Source organism: Listeria monocytogenes (assembly GCF_013282665.1).
In the GTDB taxonomy this organism is placed as follows: Bacteria; Bacillota; Bacilli; order Lactobacillales; family Listeriaceae; genus Listeria; species Listeria monocytogenes_C.
Genome location: NZ_CP054041.1, coordinates 580764 through 603370, shown reverse-complemented (window position 1 = coordinate 603370; position 22607 = coordinate 580764). Strand labels below are relative to the sequence as shown.

Here is a 22607-nt window from a genome sequence, read left to right as displayed (position 1 = left end):
GGGGTGGCGAAATGGAACGAATAGAGCGAGATACACTTGGAGAAATTTCTGTAGATGCGACGAAATATTGGGGAGCGCAGACAGAACGAAGTAGAAGGAATTTTGCTATTGGTGATAATCCCATGCCGATAGAAATTATATATGCTTTTGGTCAATTAAAAAAAGCCACTGCAAAAGTGAACGCAGCAGAAGGGAAACTATCCGAAGAAAAAGCAATAGCGATTGGCCAGGTTTGTGATCAAATCATTCAAGGGAAACTAAATGACCATTTTCCTTTAGTCGTTTGGCAAACAGGAAGTGGGACGCAGAGTAACATGAATGTCAATGAAGTTATCGCACACGTTGCCAACTTAACTTTAAATGAAGGACAAATTCATCCGAATGATGATGTCAACATGTCGCAAAGCTCGAACGACACATTTCCAACAGCGATGCACATTGCCGCATACGACGCTTTAATAACAAAACTTTTACCAGAAATAACTAAAATGGAAGCTGTTTTGACAGAGAAGAAAAATAAATATATGCACCTTGTTAAAATTGGCAGAACACATTTGCAAGACGCAACCCCATTAACACTTGGTCAAGAAATTAGTGGTTGGGAAGCGTGTCTTACGAATAATAAAAACTATCTCGAAACAAGTATGAAAGCAATTTTGCCACTTGCAATCGGTGGGACTGCAGTTGGGACAGGCTTAAATGCGACACGTGATTTTGGTGATAAGGTTGCCGAAGAATTGATGAAACAAACGGGATATCCTTTTACTTCTGATTCCAATAAGTATTTTGCTTTAACTAGTCATAGTCCGATTAATTTTGTTCATGGCGCCATTCGTAGTCTTGCTTCAGATTTAATGAAAATAGCTAATGATATCCGTTTATTAGCGAGTGGACCACGTAGCGGTATAGGTGAGCTAACTATCCCTGCTAATGAACCAGGAAGCTCTATTATGCCTGGGAAAATAAATCCTACCCAATGTGAAGCAATGACGATGGTAGCGGCTCAAGTCATGGGAAATGATACGACAATTAATATTGCTGCAAGTCAAGGAAACTTTGAACTAAATGTTTACAAGCCAGTAATCATTTTTAATTTCCTCGAATCTGTTCAACTTCTTTCAGATAGCATGCGTTCGTTCCGAGTGCATTGTTTAGAAGGACTTACTGCGAATGAAAAGGTTATTGAAACAAAAGTAAATGACTCGCTAATGCTTGTCACAGCTTTGAATCCACATATTGGTTATGAAAAAGCTGCCAAAATTGCTAAGCTTGCTTTTGAAGAAAATACGACATTAAAAGAAGCGGCGATTAAAACTGGTTTTGTGACAGAAAAACAATTTGATTTATGGATTGATCCGTTAAAAATGACTAATTTGTAATCTCATACTTTAGAATGAACTTCCCTAGAAACAATTGTTGTCTAGGGATTTTTCACGTATAATGAAACCACTTTTACCAGACAAATATTAGGAGATGCAAAACATGTCAGTGTTATTTACGATACTTTTAATGGCAGTGATTGGTGGGTTTATTGGCGCAATGACGAATTATATCGCCATTCGAATGCTTTTTCGCCCCTACAAAGCCATTTACTTATTTAATAAACGTTTACCATTTACACCAGGATTAATCCCGAAACGGCGCGATGAGCTAGCGAAACATATCGGAAAAGTAGTAGTGAGCCATCTACTCACCGAAGATGCCATTCGTGCGCGGTTGCTAGATGAGAATTTACAAAAAGAAATAACCGATACTATTACGAAAATGTTCCATGAAAAAATGCAATTAGAAACAACAACTAATGAACTTCTACATCATTTTGGTTATGAAAATGCAGAAATCCGTTCGATGGCATGGATAGAAAAAACAATGGAAAAAGAAATTAATCACTTTTTATCTACTAAAAAAACAACGAAAATGAGTGATTTAATCCCAGCGATGCTAGAGTCAGAATTAACAACTAAACTACCACATGTAACAGAGAGAATTACGAGTAAAATGGCCTTATTTGTAGCGAGTGAAGAAGGTAAAATACAAATTAAACAAATGTTGCAAAATTTCTTTGAAGAACACGGGAAAATGGGAAGCGTGGCTAGAATGTTCATTAATGTAGAAAGTTTCTCTGAAAAAATTCAACAAGAAGGCTTGAAACTTATTAATCAAGAAGATACTAAAAATTTAATCAACCAACTTTTAACGACAGAATGGAAAAACTTCGAAGCAAAAGAGTTAGAGGAACTTATTCCTACTGAAAAGCAAGCTCAATTAGCGGGGCAGCTTACTTCTGAACTTATCCAAGCTTTCCCTCATGAGAAATTATTTAATCAGCCTATTCAAGTGATATTACGTAATTATGAGACAACTATTATAGAAAAAGTAATTCCTTTTGCAGTAGAAAGAATGCTTGATTTTGTGGCGACACATAGTGCGGAAATAGTCGAGCGAATGGACTTAGCAAAGCTTGTTGAAACACAAATTGCCACTTTTTCTTTACCTGAAATCGAAAAACTTGTTGTAGAGATTTCTGGAAGAGAGTTAAAAATGATTACTTATTTAGGTGGGATTTTAGGTGGATTTATTGGAATTATCCAAGGCGTTCTCGCAATGTGGATTTAGTTCTTTTATACTGGAATAACCGGTGAGTTTTTGTTATAGTGAAACAGAAGTGACAAATACAGATATTTGGAGGATTTATCAATGGCAATTAATATTTATGATTTAGCACATGATTTAGACAAAGGAATTCGTGAAACACCTGAATTCATCAGCTTACAAGATGCATACCGTGAAGTAAACGAAAATGCAGATGCAAAAGCAAAATTCGAACGCTTCCGTGATGTTCAAGTAACTATTCAAGAAAAACAAATGACTGGTCAAGAAATTGACGACGAAACAGTAGATGTAGCTCAACAAGTAGCACAAGAAGTTCAAGAAAACGAACTAATCGTTAAACTAATGGAAAAAGAACAAGCAATGAGCACAATTATCAATGATCTAAATCGCATTATCATGACGCCATTACAAGATCTTTATAATGTAGCTAACGATTAATTTTTCATTAATTCAAGTGGTTCTATTATTTGTTATTTATTTAGCAGATAATAGGACCTTTTTTATTGGAAATGCTTGTACCTATAACAATAGTAATGTATAATAAGAACGTATATTCGGTTTTTTACAGGAGGCGAAAGTCATGAAAGAAATCCAATTTTTACATATGGCTGATTTACATTTAGATAGTCCTTTCATTGGACTTTCGGGACTGCCACAGCCGCTTTTTTCTGCCATACAAGAAAGTACATTTCAATCATTAGAACGGATTACGACTGTTGCGATAAAAGAAGCAGTAGATTTCGTTTTAATTGCTGGAGATATTTATGATAGCGAAGATCAAAGTGTTCGTGCTCAAGCGCGTTTTGCAAAAGAAATGAAACGATTAGAAGTAGCAAATATTCCTGTTTTTATGATTCATGGAAATCATGATTTCATAGAAAAGCATAAAGAAAAACTCGTATTACCAAGCAATGTGCACGTCTTTTCAGAGCAAGTAGACGTAATGTCGCATAAAACAGCTACTGGTGTGAGGGTTAATATTTATGGGTTTAGTTACAATGAACGCCATATTCGCTCAAGTCGAGTGGGTGAGTACAAGATTCAAGGCGATGCTGATTTTCATATTGCGCTATTACATGGCTCAGAAGTGTCAAGTAGCGAGGAACATGATGTGTACGCCCCATTTCGTGTGCAAGAAATTAGCAAAAAAGGTTTTGACTACTGGGCACTTGGTCACATTCATAAGCGACAATTGCTTGCAGAGTCTCCTAGCATTTATTACCCAGGAAATATTCAAGGGCGAAACCGCAAAGAATCAGGCGAAAAGGGCGCCAGTATCATAACATTATCAGAAGCAAGTACCACCATTGATTTCATTGGAACAAGTCCAATTATTTGGGAAGAAGTCGTAATTACGTTGCCGGAAAATGGCGAAATAAATGCCTTTTATCGTGAAATTACTAAGATGTTAGAAAGTTATCAAGGAAGAAGTCACTCTTATTTTCTTCATATAATTGTTAAGATGGGAAATAAAAAGAAAATCCATACGAATGATTGGCTACAGATGCTCCAAGAAGAAGTAGAAGTTACAGGTAATACTTTTGTATGGGTACACAAATTAACAACGGAGATAACGAATCAAAGTAATTCACAAACATGGTATGAATCGCATATAGCAGGAGAAGAAATCAAGCATTCGTTTGAGACCCTGCAAGATGAATCTGCTTTTTACCAAGCGGTAGAAGCTTTATATCTTGAAAGTGGAGTGAGTAGATACTTGGATGATTTGTCTGGAATTGATCGTGAGAGGTTACTACAAGATGCTTTAATGGAATTAGGGAGGACGCTTGCAGAAGTGGAAGGTGATGATAAATGAGAATAACCTCTATTGATATTATTGGTTACGGAAAATGGTCTGATGCTCATTTTAATAATATTACCAATTTCCAAGTGTTCTATGGTGAAAATGAAGCTGGAAAATCAACTATTATGGCTTTTATACATAGTATTTTGTTTGGTTTCCCAACGAAACAACAATCAATACCACGCATGGAGCCAAAAAACGGAGGACCATATGGCGGAAGGTTAACGTTAGAAGACACACCTTTAGGAAGAGTCATCATTGAACGCTTAAAAGGAAAAGCAACGGGAGATGTTCGGATATATTACGGAGATGGTCAAACTGCTGGAGAAGAAAAATTACCAGAAATTATCGGCGAAATTGATCGAAACACCTATGAGGCTATTTTTTCATTCGATATACACGGTTTGCAAAATATTCATCAATGGAAAAAGAAAGAATTTGAACGCTATTTGTTAGCAACAGGAACAACAGGTTCGGACGCTCTTCTAAAGGCGGCCGAAGCGTTACAAAAAAAATTAGATAGTCTATATAAACCGAGCGGGCGAAATCCACTAATTAACCAACAACTAAAAAAAGTAAAAGAAGCCCAACAAGCTTTTCAAAACGCCAAAAAACAAAATGCGCAATATGAACAATTAATCCACGAGAAAGAAGAAGCGATAGTAAGGCAAACAGAGCTACAAAAAGAAAAAACAACAATGCGAGTGGAGTTAGATACATTAGCAACATTAGCGGATTTGTGGCCATTATACCAAGAATGGAAAGCACTCAGTAACAAAGCTTCAGAAACAACAGAAGCTTCTTTTCCACCTGATGGAGTTATTCGTTTAGAACACTTACACCTTCGAGAAAAAGAATGGCAGAATCAACTTATCCAACTAGAAGAACGTAAAAAAAATCTAATTAGCAACAATAAGTATGAACATAGTACTTTTTTTGCCGAAAATGAAGCAGAAGTCACGTATCTAATCGAAACGTATGCAGCTTTTGGAGAGCGAGAAATCCAGTTAAAGAATTTAAACCAAGAAATTAAATTTCAGCAAGTCGACACAAAACAACCACTTAGAATATGGTCGAGCGAACTAGAACAAACAATGATTCATTTAAAAGAAAAAGAAGAGTCCTACAAAGAGCAACAACATGATATCGAGCTGAAATTAAAATATACTAATGACTCCGAAAAAAAGCTCCAAAAGAAGATTGATCAAATAGAAGCGGAGATGTGGGATAATAAAACATTCCAACAAGCAAAAGAAAAAATGCAGGATAGTCCTAAAACTTTTAGAACTAAGACGATGGTTTCCTTGGGCATATTTGCAGTAGCGTTCATCTTGATGATAGTTTTCCAAGCTATTTGGAGTGTAGCACTTGTTTTTGTTTTTGCCCTTATAGCGGGTTATGCTTTTATTACTACTGGAAAATCCTCTCCAACAAATAATGAGCAAATTCTAGCTTTTTTAGAACAAAAGAAAATAAGACAAGAATGGCAACAACTTTTGAACGAAATGGATATGGTTGCTTCACAAATTGCGGAATTAAGAGCAGCTGAGAATAAATTAAGTGAAAATATCTACCAACATACGATGGAACTGAGGCACTTCTTTTCTGACTTGGGAATAAATAGTGAACCTAGTTCGAACTGGCTTTATGAACTTAGCGCTTACAAAAAAAATAGTGAAAAAAAGCAATTAGCAATGGAACTTATCTCCAAACTAGAACCATTAGTAGAGAAGCAAGAAGCATATAGGGCAAGACTAGAAAACTTAAAATTGCCTGTAGATTATACTGACATGGAAGAAAAAATCACTTTTCTCCGTCAGGGTTTGCTCTATTATCGGAACCACTTAACTGAAAACGCAAAGCTCGCTGAAAAATTGGAACAAGTAACGATGCAATTAGATTTAGTTAAGCAAGATTTATTACTTGTAAAGAAAGAAAAGGCTGACTTACTAGAACGTGCGAATGTGAGTAACGAAGAAGACTTCCGCATGGCCGCAATGCGCGTGAAAGAAGAACAGAAATGGCGCGAACGATTAGTTTTAATAGAAGCGCAACTTGAGCCAGAAAAGCGAGAAGCTCTAAATCAATATGAAAACCAAGCAACTATCAAAGAAAAAGAACTGCAATTAGAAGAAGCTCTACGGCAGATAGAATTAGAACAAGAGCAACTTCATGCCTCACTCGCAGCACAAAACCATGCACTAGACAAATTAGAAGAAGGTGGTACTTTCGCTGGACTGATGCAAGAATTTTATTCAGAAAAAAGTAACTTACAGCAAATCTCAGCTGAGTGGACAGAAACAAAGCTAGCGCTTCAAATGTTGCAAAACACGATGCAACAGTTACAAGAAGGAAAACTTCCAAAAACATTAAAATTGGCAAGTGAATATTTTAATCACTTAACTAGTGGGAATTATAAAAAAGTCTATTTGCAAGATAATAGGCTTCAAGTAGAGAGTAAGGGTAGTATTCCGTTCTTCCCTGAAGAACTTAGCCAAGCAACTAAGGAACAGCTATATTTGGCTATTCGTTTTGCATTAATTGATGTTATTCACAAAGACTTTCCACTTCCAATCATAATTGATGATGGATTTGTGCATTTTGATTCCTCGAGAATGGGACAAATGATGCAGCTACTACAAAAACGAAAAAGTGAAAACCAAGTCATTTTTTTCACATGCCATCAAGAAACTCGCAAATATTTTTCCAGTGAGGACATACGCGTGCTATAATGGGTGAAGAAACTTCTTACTACAGAAAGAAAGAAGGCGATACAATGGAAAAAAGATTATTAGACTTTGAAGTTGGGGAAACAGTAGACTTATTCTTGCTAATTAAATCAAGCGTAAAAGGAACGGCTAGCAACGGAAAGCCCTTTTTGAGCCTTGTCTTGCAAGATAAATCAGGTGAATTAGAGGCAAAACTTTGGGATGTTAAAGAAAGTGATGAAGCGAATTACGGAGTACAACAAATAGTTCACCTTATGGGTGATATTCAAAATTATCGTGGTCGTAAACAATTGAAAATCCGCCAAATTAGACAGGCTACAGCGCTAGATGGTGTTAGTGCCAGTGAATTCATGGAAACCGCGCCAATTAATAAAGAAGAAATGGCCGATGAAATTACACAATATATTTTTGAAATGAAAAATGCAAACTTACAACGAATTACACGAGCGCTGTTAAAAAAATATCAAGATGATTTTTATGATTATCCAGCAGCAATGCGTCATCATCATGAATTTGTTTCTGGTTTGAGCTTTCATGTAGTTTCCATGCTACGTCTTGCTAAATCGGTCGCTGATCTATACCCATCTGTTAATCGGGATTTATTGTACGCAGGTGTGATTTTACATGATTTAGGAAAAGTTATTGAACTTTCTGGTCCAGTATCGACAACATACACACTGGAAGGTAATTTAATTGGTCATATATCTATCGTAGTGGAAGAAGTTAGTAAAATTGCTGACGAACTTTCGATTGATGGTGAAGAAGTCGTGGTATTAAAACATGTGCTTCTTTCTCATCACGGCAAAGGGGAATGGGGTAGCCCAAAACCACCACTTGTGCGTGAAGCAGAGATTTTACACCAAATTGATTTAATGGATGCATCTTTGAATATGATGGATAAAGTATTAAAACATACAAAACCTGGTGAATTCAGTGAACGAGTATTTGGATTAGACAATCGTTCATTTTATAATCCTACGTTTGAATAACAAAAAAACACGCTTGGAAAATTCCAAGCGTGTTTTTTATTGCTTATTTAGATGACTCTTTTTCACTAGATGAAGAACCATCAAAATCTTTGAAAGCATCTTTCAAGTCTTTATCTTCTACTTTTACATTAGCTTTTTTGAATTCTTCTTTAAGCGTTTTTTGCATGTTTTCAGTAGTCAATTGAGACTCAAGGTAAGAAGCTTTTACAGCTTTTTTATCTTTTTCAAAAGTTGTTTTTGTTGCAGGTTTGTCCATTTGGATGATGTGGTATCCATATTGTGTTTTTACTGGAGCGCTAATGTCGCCTTTGTTTTTAAGGGCATAAGCTGCTTTTTCAAATGCAGGATCCATTTTACCAGGACCGAATGGAGCTAACTCTCCACCATTTTCTTTAGTAGCAGTATCTGTGGAATATTCTTTCGCTAAATCAGCAAATTTTGCGCCATCTTTCAGTTTTTGTTCAACTTCTTTGGCTTTGTTTTCATCAGCTACAAGAATATGGCTTACAGTAATATCTGGTTGCCAAGTTTCGTAGTATTTTTTAAGAACTTTGTCGCTAGTATCTGTATTGGCTTCCGTAGCTTTTTGAACTAACAAATTGTACTTAAGTTGGCTTTTGAATGATTTTTCTGTTAAGCCACTTTGAGCTAAAACAGCAGAGAATTGATCGCCGTATTGTGATTTATACTCGTTGAATTTTTTGTCAACGTCTTCATCACTTACTTTGTATTTATCGCCAAGAATTTTTTCGAAAGTCAGTTGTTGTACGAATTCAGAACCGTATTTATCTTTCATTGCGTCATAAAGTTCGTCTTTTGTTACATCGCCAGAGTCTGTCTTAACGACATCTCCGCCGCCACCGCACGCTGCTAGACTGAACAATGCCATCACCATGACAAGTCCAAGTATTAATTTCTTCTTCATTAAATAAAACACACTCCTTAGTTGTTGGAATAATTCCCGCTTAACACAATAACTATCATAACATAAATTAAAGATAAAAAGAAAAGATGAAAGAAATTTAATGATATTCTTATGGTTTAGTCAGAAATCAAAATAGAAAACCCACGTTCTGCACTTTCGATAAAACAATTCTTTGGCATTTTCCATAGTTTTTTAATATGTGTAAAATCAGAAAAGCTCATTCCGAAGTGGACAGAAAGTAATATCAGGAACATACCTGAATGTCCGATGGGTGTAAGAAGCATTAATGCAACTAAAATAGCAGTGATAATCAAAAATGGTAAAATTAACGAAAAAATGTAATGCCATTTTGGTATTATGCGCTTAATATTTAATTTAATACATGGAAGGAAAAAGAAATGGATGCGCCATTGAATAACAGTTCCTTCGCGATATTTAAAGCATCCAAGAATATGAAGTAATTTATGAATGGGGTAAATTAAAATAATACCTAAAAAGCTAGCAAGTTGATAGTCATTTGTAAGTTGACCAGGGTAAATTAAATGTTGTGTTAAAAAACAAATACATACGGCAGCTAGCCAGACAAGAATTCCTTTTAGGAAAAGTCGATTAAATTCGTCTCGTCGCTCTGTGTTGATTGATTTAAGGCAGCGCATTGTAAGCTTTCCTCCAGTTATAGCTAAAATAGTACTCTTCTGTCAGAAGGCACCATAGTATTGTATGCTCAAATGCTACAAAATTCAAGCTTTTTTTAGAGAAATTATTGTCTAATTATGACGATTTTTTGAAAGGGGTTTGAGGCAAATAAAAAAACTGAGCAGTCGCCCAGTTTTTCTACTTATTTATTATCTTTTTTTAGTGTTTTTTCTAAGTCAGAAATTGTTTTTTGCATATCTTTGATTTCGTCTTTTAAGCGTTTCTTCTCCGGTTCCATTTCTTCATTCCATTTGGAAACAGATTCCATGATGTCAGAGGAAACATCTTTTAATAGAGTAGAACCTTCTGTGCCAAGAACTTGAACTGATTGGATAAGCTCATTTGCATTATATGCGAGTTCTTTTAAAATAACACTTGCTTCGCCTGATTTAGCGACAATATCTTTTCGAAGTTCATTGCCGGATTTTGGAGCAAACAATACTGAGGCTGCAGCTCCAATTGCCCCACCAGCTAAAATACCGAAAATAAGTGATTTTTTATTCATTTATACTCCACTCCATCCATAAAGTCATTTTAGTCTACTTTTGCTGCAATAAGTTCAGCAATTTCTTGGTAACGTTCTTGCGTATACCAGTCTGCGTTATCTTTCCATTTTAACCCAAAGTCATCTGATTTGCTATACCTTGGTATTAAATGGATATGACAATGAAAAACAGATTGGAAAGCAACTTCTTCATTATTATTTAAAATATTTAATCCCTGAATTGGTAAAGCTTCTTTTAATGCCCTCGCGATTTTGGGTACGCGGCGGAATAATTCAGCGGCCGTTTCATCGGGTAAGTCAAATGTGTTCCTAGCATGTTTTTTGGGAATTACGAGTGTATGACCTTCTGTGACTTGCCCTAAATCAAGGAAAGCATATACTTCATCATCTTCGTACACTTTGGCAGAAGGAATTTCACCGCGAACTATTTTGCAGAAAATGCAATCGTCCATTAAGTATGACCACCTTTCATAACGTATAATTATGTACTACTTTAATTTAACATAAAAAGCAGTGAAAAGCATGTGTTAGATAGTAGGTGATGGATTATTTTGACAGTTCAAGGGATGAATATGCTATTATTAACTAAAGATTATGTAAGGAGGTACGGAAATGGCTTTAGTAGAAGTAGAACATCTGACGGGCGGGTACACCAAACGTCCAGTCTTAAAAGATATTTCATTTGCGATTGAAGAAAAACAGATTGTTGGCTTAATTGGACTTAACGGGGCAGGAAAAAGTACGACGATTAAACATATAACCGGCCTAATGCATCCTAAACAAGGAACTATTAAAATCAATAATCATCAATTAGTGGAAGATACAGAAACATATAGAAAGCAATTTTCTTATATCCCAGAAACGCCGGTATTGTATGAAGAATTAACCTTAAAAGAACATTTAGAATTAACCGGTATGGCTTATGGCATATCAGAAGAAGAGCTGCATGCAAGAATGACTCCTCTTTTAAAAGAGTTTCGTTTAGAGAAAAAACTTAATTGGTTTCCAGCCCATTTTTCTAAAGGGATGAAACAAAAAGTAATGATTATGTCGGCTTTTTTAATTGAGCCTAAATTATATATCATTGATGAGCCTTTTGTTGGCTTAGATCCGCTTGGTATTCAGTCATTACTTAACTGGATGGACGAAATGCGTAGTAAAGGTGCAAGCATTTTAATGTCCACGCATATACTTGCAACGGCTGAGAAATATTGCGATACGTTCATTATTATTCATCAAGGCGAAATTCGCGCAGAGGGGACACTGAAAGACTTGCAAACAAACTTCGAAATGCCAGGAGCTTCACTTGATGAAATTTACATTCAGTTGACAAAGGAAGAGGAAGCTGATGAAGATGATATTTGACAGCAAAGCACTTTGGAAAGAACGTTTTAGTGCCTATACGACTGAAGTCATGCGCTATCTTCGTTATATGTTTAATGATCATTTGCTTTTTGTGCTTGTAATTGGGCTTGGAGCAGGGATTTTTTATTACGCTGGTTGGGTGAAGACGCTTGAGTCGACTTTCCCAGTTATCCCATTGATGGTTATTTTACTCACTGCTTCGATTGCCATTAGTCCTGTTGCCACGTTGCTAAAAAAACCAGATATTGTTTACTTAATTGTACAGGAAAAAGCAATGGATACTTATTTTACTCAAGCAAAAATAGCGAGCTTCTTTATGCAATTATACGTTTTTGTGATTGTGCTTGGCGTTTGTATGCCAATGTATGTGGAAGTGACAGAGGTCCCGTACAGCCAATTTTTCACTTTGTTTATTGTTCTCAGTATGCTTAAAGCGTGGAACATTTATTTTGGCTGGGAAAGTATGAAATTAGAAGAGGCGGATACAACGTGGATGTTTATTCGTGTTATCCTTAATGCTATTTTAATTTATATTGCGTTAGTCGCCGCACCTTATATTTCTATTCCGTTAGTTTTAGTAGTGCTTTTGGCAAGTTACTACTGGCTTCGAACTAAAACGGCAAAAGTGACGTTACGCTGGGAATATTTAGTTGATAAAGAAGAAGCGCGAATGAACCGTTTTTATCGTTTAGTGAATTTGTTTACGGATGTACCTCACTTGCGCGGCACGGTTCGAAGACGTAGTTATCTCGATTTTCTGTATCAACCAATTCCTTATGCGAAAAGAAAAACGTTTGCTTATCTATTTAGTCGGACTTTTATTAGAACAAATGAATATGCCGGTCTTTACATTAGACTTACAGTAATTGCCGTTATTTTACTCGTGTTTGTGCAAGGTTTTTATTTAAATATTATTTTTTCATTATTATTTTTGTATTTAACAGGCTTTCAATTTATCCCGATGTTAAAACATTACGATGCTCAAATTATGTTAAGACTTTATCCGATTAATGATAGCTATCGTCATCGTAGTTTTATCCATTTTCTAAGGATTTTGTTGCTCGCTCAAGCACTACTCTTTAGCGTGATTGGTATTGCTCAAAATGGAACCATCGGCGGGATGATTATTTTAGGAATCAATTTGGCTTTTGTAGTCATCTTTACGTTTCTTTATGCTCCAATTAGAATGAAAAAAATGTACGAATGAAAAAAGCGATTTGGATAATTTAGTCCAAATCGCTTTTTCTTATTTAGCGTCGTGCGAAAATTCCGGATAATGATAAATATCCTCGTGAGAAAAGTTAGATTGCGAATTATTTTTTTTCATGATATTTGTAATTTCTTTGTACAAAGGTGTTTTTTTCCATTCTTGAAAGAAAACTTCAGAGTCCCAAAAAGAGATAATTAAAAATTTATTCATATTCATCGCTTTTGTGAGTTTTGTACTTTGCAAGCCAGGGGTTTCACTAAAATGTAGGCTAGCTCGTTGATACATTTGCAAGAAAATAGGGATTTCTTCATCGCGGAGGTGGACATATTCAAAGACAACTACCCCAAAACCTTTTAAGGAACCACTGCTTTGTAATACTCGATATTCAGCTCCTTCTTGGAAAAGTTTTTCGCCAGTAGACTCTTGATACAAAAGCGATTGGGAAAAATTTTGTAGAAGTGTCACATTTGCGCCAGTATAATTCGCCATTAATTGACGAAGGTAGTGCTCTGTTCCAGTGGTGATAAATACTTTTTTCATGATAAGTCCTTCTTTCGGTTTTATTCCATTAAGATAAATGATTACATCTGTATTTTCCACGTTTTTTATAATTGAAACAGCTGATAGGCAATTTGTTTGGTTTTATACAAATTTTCTAGTATCCTTTTATCTGGAGAAGTTATTTATTGTTCTGTTGCCTATTGTGTGTAAATGAACAAAGGAGGGAAGCGACTCGATGACAAAAATAACAAATGATTTATTTTTAAAAGCAGCGCGAAAAGAACAAATTGACCGAATTCCGGTTTGGTACATGAGACAAGCAGGGAGATCCCAACCAGAATACCGCAAATTAAAAGAAAAATACTCTCTATTTGAAATTACTCATCAGCCAGAAATATGTGCGTATGTAACCAAATTACCAGTAGATCAATATGGTGTTGATGCAGCTATTTTATACAAAGATATTATGACACCACTTCCGGGGATGGGAGTAGAGGTTGAGATTAAATCTGGTATTGGTCCAGTCATACATAACCCCATAAGAACTTTCCAAGATGTAGAAAAACTGACAATGTTTAAACCAGAAATTGAAGTGCCTTATGTGCTTGATACGATAAAACTATTAGCAGATGATATGTTAGATGTGCCTTTAATTGGTTTTGCAGGTGCACCGTTTACGTTAGCAAGTTATATGATAGAAGGTGGTCCATCGAAAAATTACCACCAAACAAAAAGCTTCATGTATCGCGAACCAGAAGTTTGGGCAATATTAATGGAAAAACTGGGACGAATGACTGCGAACTATTTGATTGCACAAATTAACGCAGGTGCTTCCGCGGTGCAATTGTTTGATTCTTGGGTAGGAGCACTTAGCCGAGCAGACTATGCTAAGTATATTCGACCAGTAATCGAAATGATTGTCAGAGAAGTGAAAGCAGCGCATCCAACAACTCCAATTATTATGCAAGCAGTTGGCGCAAGTCACCTTTTAGCAGAATGGGAAACAATGCCACTTGATGTCGTTGGCGTCGATTGGCGAGAAACCATCACAAGTGCTCGGAAAAAAGTTCCAACAAAAGCAATTCAAGGAAATCTTGACCCGTCTACACTCCTTGCACCTGCCAAATGTTTGGAAGAAGCAGACCGTATTTTGCAAGAAGGCGTACTAGAACCAGGTTATATTTTTAATTTAGGCCATGGTGTTTTCCCAGAAGTAGCACCAGAAATGTTGAAAAAGCTAACTAATTACATCCATGAACGTAGCGAAATTCTATTAAAAAAAGGATGATGTAAAATGACTAAAAAAGTAGGTCTACTTGTAATGGCATACGGAACACCGTATAAAGATGAAGATATCGAACGTTACTATACGGATATTCGTCATGGTCATAAGCCAAGTGAAGAAATGATTGCTGATTTACGCGGTAGATACCATGCAATCGGCGGACTATCCCCACTTGCAAAAATTACCGAAGCACAAGCCTATGGACTAGAAAAAGCTTTAAACGAATCGCAGGATGAAGTAGAATTCAAGACATATATCGGTTTAAAACATATTGAACCTTTCATTGAAGATGCGGTAGAAGCTATGCATAAAGATGGAATAGAAGAAGCAATCTCGATTGTTTTAGCGCCACATTACTCAAGCTTTAGCGTCGAAGCATATAATAAAAGAGCAAAAGAGGCAGCTGATAAACTAGGTAGTCCTAGCATTAAAGCTATCAATGATTGGTATAAACAACCCAAATTCATCCAAATGTGGGCCAATAGAATTAATGAAACAGCAAAACAAATTCCAGCTGATGAATTGTTGGATACCGTTTTAATTGTTTCTGCGCACAGTTTGCCGGAGAAAATCAAACAACATAATGACCCATACCCAGACCAACTGCAAGAAACGGCAAATCTCATTTTTGAAAAGGTGGTAGTTCCTCATTATGCGTTAGGTTGGCAAAGTGAAGGGAAAACTGGAGAACCTTGGCTTGGACCTGATGTACAAGATTTAACGAGAGAACTTTATGGTCAAGAAAAATACAAACACTTTATTTATACGCCAGTTGGATTTGTAGCAGAACATTTAGAAGTATTATATGACAATGATTATGAATGTAAAGTAGTAACCGATGAAGTTGGCGCGGCTTATCACCGGCCTCCAATGCCAAACGCGGATCCAGAATTCTTAGAAGTATTAAGAACGGTTGTCTGGGAAAAATATAGCAATTAAGAGACCTGCCGGAATATTTGTTATTCCGGCATATTTTTCTGAAACAAAGAAAACGTTTTCAATATTTTTAGGTAAATACTATGAAGTTTTAATCTAATTCTCATCTTAGCCGGGCATAATGTTAATTATAGAAAGACAGGAGGTTCACCCAAATGAAAAACAAGGCAGAAAAACAAAGAATTGCCACTAATTTGTCACTTTATATGAAAATAAATGGATATACTCATAGAACATTCGCGCTTGCAGCTGGGGTTTCTGAGAGCACACTCAAAGCATTAATGATAGGGAAAATGAGAAACGAAAATAAATTCCAAAAATACATATCACAAATTACTGAAAGTTTGGCACTGGAAGAAAAATTCTTTGAACAACCGAAAGAAGCGATTACAGCAGCACCTATCACTTTTCAAGATACAAACAAATTGCACCTTGGAGATGAAAAATTCAATGCTATCAGCTTAATGTTAAAAATCGGCGAAATTCATTACGAATCATAAAAGCTCGGGACAATTAGTCCCGAGCTTTTATATATGGTGCAAAATAGAAAGTTTCAGGGCTTGACGAACCTCACTAACTCACGTAAAATGAAGACAATTTTCAAAATAGGAGTGTGACACATGATTAGAAAACTAACTGTATCTGATAATGAAGAAGTAATGGCACTTTTAAAACCCGAAGCAACCCTCAATTTATTTATTATCGGGGATATCGAAAATTTTGGTTACGAGAGTGATGTGCAAGAGCTTTGGGGCGAATTCGATTTATCAGGTAAATTACATGCATTGTTACTTCGATTCGATACGTTTTTCTTACCGTATTCAAAAGATGCTAATTTTGATGCAAAAGCTTTCTCAGAAATTATTGCTAAGCATGATACATATGAAGTTAGCGGTATTTCTCGTGTCACAAAGGAACTAGAACCATTTTTACCAGAGCTTGCTGAAAAAAGACAAGACACTTATTTCTGCGAATGCGAACATGTAAATCGTATTTCTGTCAATCAAGACGTTATTGTCAGAACGGCAGTGGCAGAAGATGTAGCTCCAATTATTAAAATGCGCAAACATATTAAAGAATTTGGTTCGCGCGACGAAAATGAAGAATTAATTATTCGCCAAATTGAAAAAGGCGTGAAACGAATTTATTATATTGAACAAGATCAGGAAGTAGTTGCTGTAGCTGAAACGTCGGCAGAAAATTCTTTTTCAGCAATGATTACTGGTGTAGCGACGAGTGATGGTTATAGACAACGTGGTTTTGCAAGTACACTTCTAAAAAAATTATGTTGTGATGTATTAGCAGAAGGCAAAAAACCATGTTTGTTTTATGATAACCCAGTAGCAGGAGAAATTTATCACCGCCTAGGTTTTGAACATACCGGAGATTTTGTCATGTACAAATAGCCTTTACTTTACGTCCGTAAGATTGGTATGATGGATATATTATGTTAGTAAAGGATGAATAATGTGAAACCACGTGGGATTTGTTTTTTTGATATGGATGGAACACTGTTAAATAGTGACTCCAAAGTACTTGATAGTTCACTTCAAGCATTAGACAAACTTCGAGAGAATAATATTATTCCTGTCATTGCTACTGGACGTACACTTATAGAAATAAGTCATCAAATGAAAATTACCGGTATTGAATCTGCAGTAATGATGAATGGACAAATGGCTATTTTTGAAGGTAAAAAAGTATATGAAGATGTGATTGATGCAGGTTTATTAGAACGATTGACTGAAGAAGCAAAAGCACAAAATGTCGAAGTTTGCTATTATAATGATAAAAGAATTGGGGCAACAGCTAGTTCGCCAGTTGTAAAGGCGCATTATGACTTTTTAGGCGAGCCGATGCCTGAAGTAAGACCTAATATGTATAAAGAAGAAACGATCAACATGGCGCTTCTATTACTCGAAACAGGTGATGCCTATTTCCCAGAACGTTTTCCAGAATTACAATTTGTGCGAAACACACCATTTAGTAATGACGTCTTAAGAAAAGGCGGATCTAAAGCAGTTGGTATTTCGAAATTACTTGAAGTAATGGGCTATCAAGATGTTCCAACTTATGCGTTTGGTGATGGCATGAACGATTTAGAGATGTTTGGCGCGGTGGATTATGCCATAGCAATGGAAAATGCCGTACCATTATTAAAAGAAAAAGCATCATTCGTTACAAAAGATAATAATAGTGATGGAATAATGCTTGGCTTAAAACAATTTGATTTAATATAAAGAAGTGCCTCGTGCGCTTCTTTTTTGTGAAATTCCAACGCAAGACCGATAGAATTGTCATAATTCTTTTGATATAATAAAACTAATCAATTGGAAGAGGAGAAATGTTCATGAACGAAATCAATCACACATCCGAGCGAGCAAACACAGAAAAGAGAACTGAGAAACAAATTATTATGCAAAAAATACTTAATTGGTTTGTATTTTCTTTGCTGCTTGCATCTATCGGTGCTGCGATTGGGAGTAAATTAAGTCCAGAACTTTATTTGCCTCTTGTCGTGTTAGAGATCGCGTTACTTATCACAGCGATGGTAGTGCGTCGAAGTAAAACTATTAATAAAGTTGTAGGATACCCAGTAGTACTAGCATTTGCGTTTGTCACAGGCTTAACACTTGGACCAACTTTGACCTATTATTTTGGTGCAGGGCAAGGTGCCGCCGTTCTAATGGCATTTGTTACAGCAACCGTTACTTTCACAACGCTAGCTTTTATTGGCGCAAAAATGAAGAAAGACTTATCATTCTTAAGCAGTGCTTTATTCGCTGCGATTATTATTCTTATCATCTTTAGTTTTGTAGGAGTCTTTTTACCACTAGGTTCTATGCTATCGACGATTATTTCAGCAGGTGGAACGATTATTTTCTCCTTATATATTTTGTATGATTTTAACCAAATTATGAAGCGCGATGTGGAACTTGCAGATGTGCCAATGCTTGCGCTAAATTTATACCTTGATTTCCTTAACTTATTCATGTTCTTACTTCGCCTATTTACAGGTCGTGATTAAGAAATTCAGAAGATCTGCCAACCTAAAAATTGGTAGATCTTTTTCTATAAAAAAAGATGGTTTTTGTTAGACAAAAGCAAGATAAAAAACTATAATAAAATTAAGGTCAAAAAAGGTCAGACTTATCTTTTATAAGGAGGACGAATAAATGGATTTACAAAAATTTACGCAACAAGTCCAGCAAACAATTGCGGACGCTCAAAATTTAGCAATTGCATCCGAACATCAAGAAATCGACGTCGCTCATGTTTTTAAAGTGTTATTAACAGAGAGTGATTTTGCCAAACGTGTATATGATGTAGCAGAAGTAGATATAGATGCACTTCAAAAAACAGTAGAAGATGCTTTAACAAAAATCCCTGTGGTCTCTGGAAGCGGTGTGAACTATGGTCAAGCAATGAGCCAAGCACTTTTTCAGTTGATGCGGGATGCCGAAAAAGAACAAAAACAATTAGAAGATGATTTTGTATCAACAGAACATCTAATCTTAGCTGTCATGGATCAAAAATCAAATCCAATAACAATGAATCTAAAAAACCAACATAAATCTAAAAAACAAATTCAAGAAGCCATTTTAAAAATCAGAGGAGGGAAAAAAGTGACTTCTCAAAATGCAGAAGAAAACTATGAAGCTTTAACTAAATACGGACGTGATTTAGTCGCGGAAGTAAGAAGCGGCAAACTCGATCCGGTAATCGGACGAGATGCAGAAATCCGTAATGTTATTCGAATTTTATCTAGAAAAACAAAAAATAATCCAGTACTAATAGGTGAACCAGGCGTTGGTAAAACAGCCATTGTCGAAGGGTTAGCACAACGAATCGTTCGAAAAGACGTTCCAGAAGGATTGAAAGATAAAACGATTATCTCACTCGATATCGGTTCCCTTATTGCTGGAGCTAAATATCGCGGTGAATTTGAAGAACGTTTGAAAGCAGTACTTCAAGAAGTAAAACAAAGCGACGGTCAAATTCTGCTATTTATTGATGAAATTCATACAATCGTCGGAGCAGGTAAAACAGATGGCGCGATGGATGCCGGAAATATGTTAAAACCCATGCTTGCCCGAGGTGAACTACACTGTATCGGCGCAACTACGTTAGATGAATACCGCCAATATATTGAAAAAGATGCCGCGCTCGAAAGACGTTTCCAAAAAGTACTTGTCCCAGAACCAACAGTGGAAGATACAGTTTCTATTTTACGTGGATTAAAAGAACGCTTTGAAATTCATCATGGGGTAAACATTCATGATAATGCTTTAGTTGCAGCAGCAAGTCTTTCTAATCGTTATATTACTGACCGTTTTTTGCCGGATAAAGCAATTGACTTAGTAGATGAAGCGTGCGCAACTATTCGTGTCGAAATTGACTCGATGCCAAGTGAACTCGACGAAGTAACGAGAAAAGTAATGCAGTTAGAGATTGAAGAAGCGGCTTTAAAAGAAGAAAAAGATCCAGCGAGTGAACGCCGTTTAGAAATATTACAACGTGAGCTAGCTGACTACAAAGAAGAAGCCAACCAAATGAAATCGAAATGGGAATCTGAGAAAAACGAAATCAGTAAAATTCGTGAGGTTCGGGAGCAAATCGATCATTTGCGTCATGAATTAGAAGAAGCAGAAAATAATTATGATTTAAATAAAGCGGCAGAATTACGACACGGCAAAATCCCGGCTGTGGAAAAAGAATTGCTTGAGTTGGAAGCAGAAAATCGCGAAAAAACAGCCCAAGAAGATCGAATTTTACAAGAAGAAGTAACAGAAAATGAAATTGCAGAAATCGTCGGACGTTGGACAGGAATTCCAGTGACTAAATTAGTAGAAGGCGAACGCGAGAAACTGCTTAAATTAGCAGACGAACTTCATCGGAAAGTAATTGGGCAAGATGACGCCGTTCAATTAGTGAGTGATGCTGTACTTCGTGCACGCGCTGGAATTAAAGATCCAAAACGGCCTATTGGCTCATTCATTTTCTTAGGGCCAACAGGTGTTGGTAAAACAGAACTTGCCAAAGCACTCGCATTTAATATGTTTGATTCGGAAGATCATATGATTCGAATTGATATGTCTGAATATATGGAGAAACATTCCGTATCAAGACTTGTCGGAGCTCCTCCAGGTTATGTTGGCTATGAAGAAGGCGGGCAACTTACTGAAGCAGTGCGACGAAACCCATATTCGATTGTCTTACTTGATGAAATCGAAAAAGCACATCCAGACGTATTTAATATCCTTTTACAAGTACTTGACGATGGCCGGATTACGGATTCACAAGGGCGATTAATTGATTTTAAAAACACTGTAATCATTATGACGTCTAATATTGGCTCTAATTTATTGCTTGAAAGAACCGAGGAAGGCGAAATTTCTCCGGAATTAGAATCAGATGTAATGCAAATTTTGCAAAGTGAATTTAAACCAGAATTCTTAAATCGGGTAGATGATATTATTCTATTTAAACCACTGACTCTCGCTGATATTAAAGGTATTGTGGAAAAATTAGTAGAAGAACTTCAAATCCGTTTAGCTGATCAAGAAATCACTATCACTATTTCCGATGATGCAAAAGTATTTATTGCAGAAGAAGCATATGATCCGGTATACGGTGCACGACCACTTAAACGCTATATTGTGCGCCATGTTGAAACTCCACTTGCTAGAGAAATTGTATCGGGTAAAATCATGCCGCATTCATCTGTGGAAATTGATTTAGCGGACAAAGAATTTACTTTTAAAGTCACAGAATAGCATGGAAAAGGTTTGACACCTCACTTGAAAGGGAAAACTTTGGTTGGATTAGTCGTTTAGAAAATAGACGAAAATGGAAGGATGAGGAAGATGAAATTAGTATTAATTCGTCATGGTCAAAGTGAATGGAACAAATTGAATTTATTTACAGGTTGGCATGATGTCGACTTGTCACAAGAAGGCGTTGTAGAAGCAATGACTGCTGGAAAAAGAATTAAAGAAGCGGGCTTAGAATTTGATGTTGCCTTCACTTCTGTTTTAACGCGAGCTATTAAAACGCTCAATTACGTGTTAGAAGAATCGGATCAAATGTGGGTTCCAGTTCATAAATCATGGCGTTTGAACGAACGGCATTACGGAGCACTTCAAGGACTCAACAAACAAGAAACCGCTGAAAAATATGGTGCTGATCAAGTACAAAAATGGCGCAGAAGCTATGATACTCTTCCACCATTACTAGAAGAAAACGACGAAAGACAAGCAAAAAACGATCGCCGTTATCAACTACTTGATACACACGCGATTCCTTCAGGTGAAAACTTAAAAGTAACATTAGAACGAGTAATTCCTTATTGGATGGATACCATTGCTCCAGAAATCAAAGAAGGTCGCCGAGTAGTTATAGCGGCTCATGGTAATAGTTTACGAGCATTAGTGAAATTCCTGGAAGGTATTAGCGATGATGAGATAATGGACTTAGAAATTCCAACAGGTGTACCACTTGTATATGAATTGAATGATGATCTAAAACCAGTAAATAAATATTACTTGGATAAATAAAAAAAGAAGCTCTTTCCTTATATTGGAAAGAGCTTCTTTTTTTGAGCTACACCTGAAAAGTGAGTTCTCGCTATCAGAAAGTTGGATGTTTACTTAAAGTCATAAACTTCGCTATCTTTAGGCATCAAGAAAGTGATTAAAATAATGAAGAAGGATAACCCTACTGTTAAAATAATAGCCCGCGTCATATCAAAAGATACATATAACATGGAAGAAAGAACGAATTCTGCCATTAAAGAAAGTAAGAATACCCAAAATACAGTCACAACGTAACGCATCCTTACACCCCATTTCATCTATTTCATTATACATTTTAGCACATAAAATTGGATTATCCAATCATATATCATTTGAAAATACGATTATCAAAAAAGGGCAGGAAAAGAAGCTTTAACGAAGAATAGTAGTATTAAGGGGGAAAATGCAATGTCATAATATTGTCAAATGTGAATAGATATGTGTGAACCCTCTAAAATAGCCATTTTGCTTATT

General features: G+C 36.1%; 21 protein-coding genes and 1 pseudogene. 16 read left to right on the top strand and 6 right to left on the bottom strand.

The genetic code is table 11. The features are described from left to right. Positions 1 to 11 precede the first annotated feature (11 nt). From fumC to yhaM, 6 genes are all read left to right on the top strand, one after another. The gene (gene fumC, locus HRK21_RS02995; protein ID WP_070005833.1) at positions 12 to 1379 is read left to right on the top strand and encodes a class II fumarate hydratase; all 1368 of its coding nucleotides are present in this window, start codon (positions 12 to 14) and stop codon (positions 1377 to 1379) included. 103 nt (positions 1380 to 1482) lie between these two features. Further along, positions 1483 to 2616: a DUF445 domain-containing protein gene (locus HRK21_RS02990; protein ID WP_070005834.1), complete on the top strand. Its 1134-nt coding sequence runs from the start codon at positions 1483 to 1485 to the stop codon at positions 2614 to 2616. An 81-nt stretch (positions 2617 to 2697) separates the two neighbouring features. Continuing rightward, a complete protein-coding gene (locus tag HRK21_RS02985) occupies positions 2698 to 3051 on the top strand; it encodes a YlbF/YmcA family competence regulator (protein ID WP_003739579.1) in 354 nt (117 codons plus the stop codon). A gap of 142 nt (positions 3052 to 3193) precedes the next feature. Then, on the top strand, positions 3194 to 4429 hold the full coding sequence (locus HRK21_RS02980; RefSeq protein ID WP_070005835.1) for a metallophosphoesterase family protein: 1236 nt from the start codon (positions 3194 to 3196) through the stop codon (positions 4427 to 4429). Then, a complete protein-coding gene (locus HRK21_RS02975; RefSeq protein WP_070005836.1) occupies positions 4426 to 7149 on the top strand; it encodes an ATP-binding protein in 2724 nt (907 codons plus the stop codon). Before HRK21_RS02980 ends, HRK21_RS02975 begins: the two co-directional genes overlap by 4 nt. Before the next feature lie 44 nt (positions 7150 to 7193). After that, the gene (gene yhaM / locus HRK21_RS02970; RefSeq protein ID WP_009924694.1) at positions 7194 to 8135 is read left to right on the top strand and encodes a 3'-5' exoribonuclease YhaM; all 942 of its coding nucleotides are present in this window, start codon (positions 7194 to 7196) and stop codon (positions 8133 to 8135) included. 43 nt (positions 8136 to 8178) lie between these two features. On the opposite strand, the gene prsA2 is transcribed toward yhaM, so the two are convergent. The 4 genes from prsA2 to HRK21_RS02950 all read right to left on the bottom strand — a co-directional run bounded on the left by prsA2 (position 8179) and on the right by HRK21_RS02950 (position 10713). Then, positions 8179 to 9060 (bottom strand): post-translocation chaperone PrsA2, encoded by an 882-nt coding sequence (prsA2, locus tag HRK21_RS02965; protein ID WP_003739575.1) that lies wholly within the window; start codon positions 9058 to 9060, stop codon positions 8179 to 8181. A 116-nt stretch (positions 9061 to 9176) separates the two neighbouring features. Further along, on the bottom strand, positions 9177 to 9716 hold the full coding sequence (locus tag HRK21_RS02960) for a DUF3267 domain-containing protein (RefSeq protein ID WP_070005837.1): 540 nt from the start codon (positions 9714 to 9716) through the stop codon (positions 9177 to 9179). A 182-nt stretch (positions 9717 to 9898) separates the two neighbouring features. After that, positions 9899 to 10261 (bottom strand): YtxH domain-containing protein, encoded by a 363-nt coding sequence (locus HRK21_RS02955; RefSeq protein WP_003720598.1) that lies wholly within the window; start codon positions 10259 to 10261, stop codon positions 9899 to 9901. Between the two features lie 29 nt (positions 10262 to 10290). Then, on the bottom strand, positions 10291 to 10713 hold the full coding sequence (locus HRK21_RS02950) for an HIT family protein (protein WP_003723834.1): 423 nt from the start codon (positions 10711 to 10713) through the stop codon (positions 10291 to 10293). 160 nt (positions 10714 to 10873) lie between these two features. Between HRK21_RS02950 and HRK21_RS02945 the strand changes: the two genes are divergently transcribed. Continuing rightward, complete coding sequence (locus tag HRK21_RS02945; RefSeq protein ID WP_003739573.1) at positions 10874 to 11626, top strand: ABC transporter ATP-binding protein; 753 nt, start codon at positions 10874 to 10876, stop codon at positions 11624 to 11626. Beyond that, entirely contained in the window at positions 11610 to 12833 is a 1224-nt protein-coding gene (locus HRK21_RS02940; protein WP_070005838.1) for an ABC transporter permease, read from the top strand. Before HRK21_RS02945 ends, HRK21_RS02940 begins: the two co-directional genes overlap by 17 nt. Before the next feature lie 39 nt (positions 12834 to 12872). Here HRK21_RS02940 and HRK21_RS02935 read toward each other — a convergent pair whose 3' ends face one another. Beyond that, entirely contained in the window at positions 12873 to 13376 is a 504-nt protein-coding gene (locus HRK21_RS02935) for a heme-degrading monooxygenase (RefSeq protein ID WP_003739571.1), read from the bottom strand. A gap of 196 nt (positions 13377 to 13572) precedes the next feature. On the opposite strand from HRK21_RS02935, the pseudogene hemE reads away from it, so the two are divergent. The 8 genes and pseudogenes from hemE (at position 13573) to gpmA (ending at position 22115) form a co-directional block, all read left to right on the top strand. Continuing rightward, positions 13573 to 14635 (top strand): annotated as a pseudogene (gene hemE / locus HRK21_RS02930) (uroporphyrinogen decarboxylase). Next, a complete protein-coding gene (gene hemH / locus HRK21_RS02925; RefSeq protein ID WP_069887807.1) occupies positions 14632 to 15561 on the top strand; it encodes a ferrochelatase in 930 nt (309 codons plus the stop codon). The pseudogene hemE and the gene hemH overlap by 4 nt, the downstream one beginning before the upstream one ends. A 152-nt stretch (positions 15562 to 15713) precedes the next feature. Beyond that, on the top strand, positions 15714 to 16058 hold the full coding sequence (locus HRK21_RS02920; protein ID WP_003739568.1) for a hypothetical protein: 345 nt from the start codon (positions 15714 to 15716) through the stop codon (positions 16056 to 16058). Between the two features lie 120 nt (positions 16059 to 16178). Continuing rightward, positions 16179 to 16964: a GNAT family N-acetyltransferase gene (locus HRK21_RS02915; RefSeq protein WP_003739567.1), complete on the top strand. Its 786-nt coding sequence runs from the start codon at positions 16179 to 16181 to the stop codon at positions 16962 to 16964. A 63-nt stretch (positions 16965 to 17027) separates the two neighbouring features. Beyond that, positions 17028 to 17798, top strand: coding sequence for a Cof-type HAD-IIB family hydrolase (locus HRK21_RS02910; RefSeq protein ID WP_070005840.1), 771 nt, complete (start codon positions 17028 to 17030; stop codon positions 17796 to 17798). 110 nt (positions 17799 to 17908) lie between these two features. Further along, the gene (locus tag HRK21_RS02905; RefSeq protein WP_003739565.1) at positions 17909 to 18586 is read left to right on the top strand and encodes a Bax inhibitor-1/YccA family protein; all 678 of its coding nucleotides are present in this window, start codon (positions 17909 to 17911) and stop codon (positions 18584 to 18586) included. A gap of 148 nt (positions 18587 to 18734) precedes the next feature. Beyond that, complete coding sequence (clpB, locus tag HRK21_RS02900; RefSeq protein WP_070005841.1) at positions 18735 to 21335, top strand: ATP-dependent chaperone ClpB; 2601 nt, start codon at positions 18735 to 18737, stop codon at positions 21333 to 21335. A gap of 90 nt (positions 21336 to 21425) precedes the next feature. Then, complete coding sequence (gpmA, locus tag HRK21_RS02895; RefSeq protein ID WP_003723823.1) at positions 21426 to 22115, top strand: 2,3-diphosphoglycerate-dependent phosphoglycerate mutase; 690 nt, start codon at positions 21426 to 21428, stop codon at positions 22113 to 22115. 89 nt (positions 22116 to 22204) lie between these two features. Here gpmA and HRK21_RS02890 read toward each other — a convergent pair whose 3' ends face one another. Further along, positions 22205 to 22393, bottom strand: coding sequence for a YjzD family protein (locus HRK21_RS02890; RefSeq protein ID WP_003763532.1), 189 nt, complete (start codon positions 22391 to 22393; stop codon positions 22205 to 22207). Positions 22394 to 22607 lie beyond the last annotated feature (214 nt).

Coding starts and splice junctions, on each gene's coding strand:
- fumC (WP_070005833.1), top strand. CDS start 12: ATGGAACGAATAGAGCGAGATACACTTGGAGAAATTTCTGTAGATGCG.
- HRK21_RS02990 (WP_070005834.1), top strand. CDS start 1,483: ATGTCAGTGTTATTTACGATACTTTTAATGGCAGTGATTGGTGGGTTT.
- HRK21_RS02985 (WP_003739579.1), top strand. CDS start 2,698: ATGGCAATTAATATTTATGATTTAGCACATGATTTAGACAAAGGAATT.
- HRK21_RS02980 (WP_070005835.1), top strand. CDS start 3,194: ATGAAAGAAATCCAATTTTTACATATGGCTGATTTACATTTAGATAGT.
- HRK21_RS02975 (WP_070005836.1), top strand. CDS start 4,426: ATGAGAATAACCTCTATTGATATTATTGGTTACGGAAAATGGTCTGAT.
- yhaM (WP_009924694.1), top strand. CDS start 7,194: ATGGAAAAAAGATTATTAGACTTTGAAGTTGGGGAAACAGTAGACTTA.
- prsA2 (WP_003739575.1), bottom strand. CDS start 9,060: ATGAAGAAGAAATTAATACTTGGACTTGTCATGGTGATGGCATTGTTC.
- HRK21_RS02960 (WP_070005837.1), bottom strand. CDS start 9,716: ATGCGCTGCCTTAAATCAATCAACACAGAGCGACGAGACGAATTTAAT.
- HRK21_RS02955 (WP_003720598.1), bottom strand. CDS start 10,261: ATGAATAAAAAATCACTTATTTTCGGTATTTTAGCTGGTGGGGCAATT.
- HRK21_RS02950 (WP_003723834.1), bottom strand. CDS start 10,713: ATGGACGATTGCATTTTCTGCAAAATAGTTCGCGGTGAAATTCCTTCT.
- HRK21_RS02945 (WP_003739573.1), top strand. CDS start 10,874: ATGGCTTTAGTAGAAGTAGAACATCTGACGGGCGGGTACACCAAACGT.
- HRK21_RS02940 (WP_070005838.1), top strand. CDS start 11,610: ATGAAGATGATATTTGACAGCAAAGCACTTTGGAAAGAACGTTTTAGT.
- HRK21_RS02935 (WP_003739571.1), bottom strand. CDS start 13,376: ATGAAAAAAGTATTTATCACCACTGGAACAGAGCACTACCTTCGTCAA.
- hemH (WP_069887807.1), top strand. CDS start 14,632: ATGACTAAAAAAGTAGGTCTACTTGTAATGGCATACGGAACACCGTAT.
- HRK21_RS02920 (WP_003739568.1), top strand. CDS start 15,714: ATGAAAAACAAGGCAGAAAAACAAAGAATTGCCACTAATTTGTCACTT.
- HRK21_RS02915 (WP_003739567.1), top strand. CDS start 16,179: ATGATTAGAAAACTAACTGTATCTGATAATGAAGAAGTAATGGCACTT.
- HRK21_RS02905 (WP_003739565.1), top strand. CDS start 17,909: ATGAACGAAATCAATCACACATCCGAGCGAGCAAACACAGAAAAGAGA.
- clpB (WP_070005841.1), top strand. CDS start 18,735: ATGGATTTACAAAAATTTACGCAACAAGTCCAGCAAACAATTGCGGAC.
- gpmA (WP_003723823.1), top strand. CDS start 21,426: ATGAAATTAGTATTAATTCGTCATGGTCAAAGTGAATGGAACAAATTG.
- HRK21_RS02890 (WP_003763532.1), bottom strand. CDS start 22,393: ATGCGTTACGTTGTGACTGTATTTTGGGTATTCTTACTTTCTTTAATG.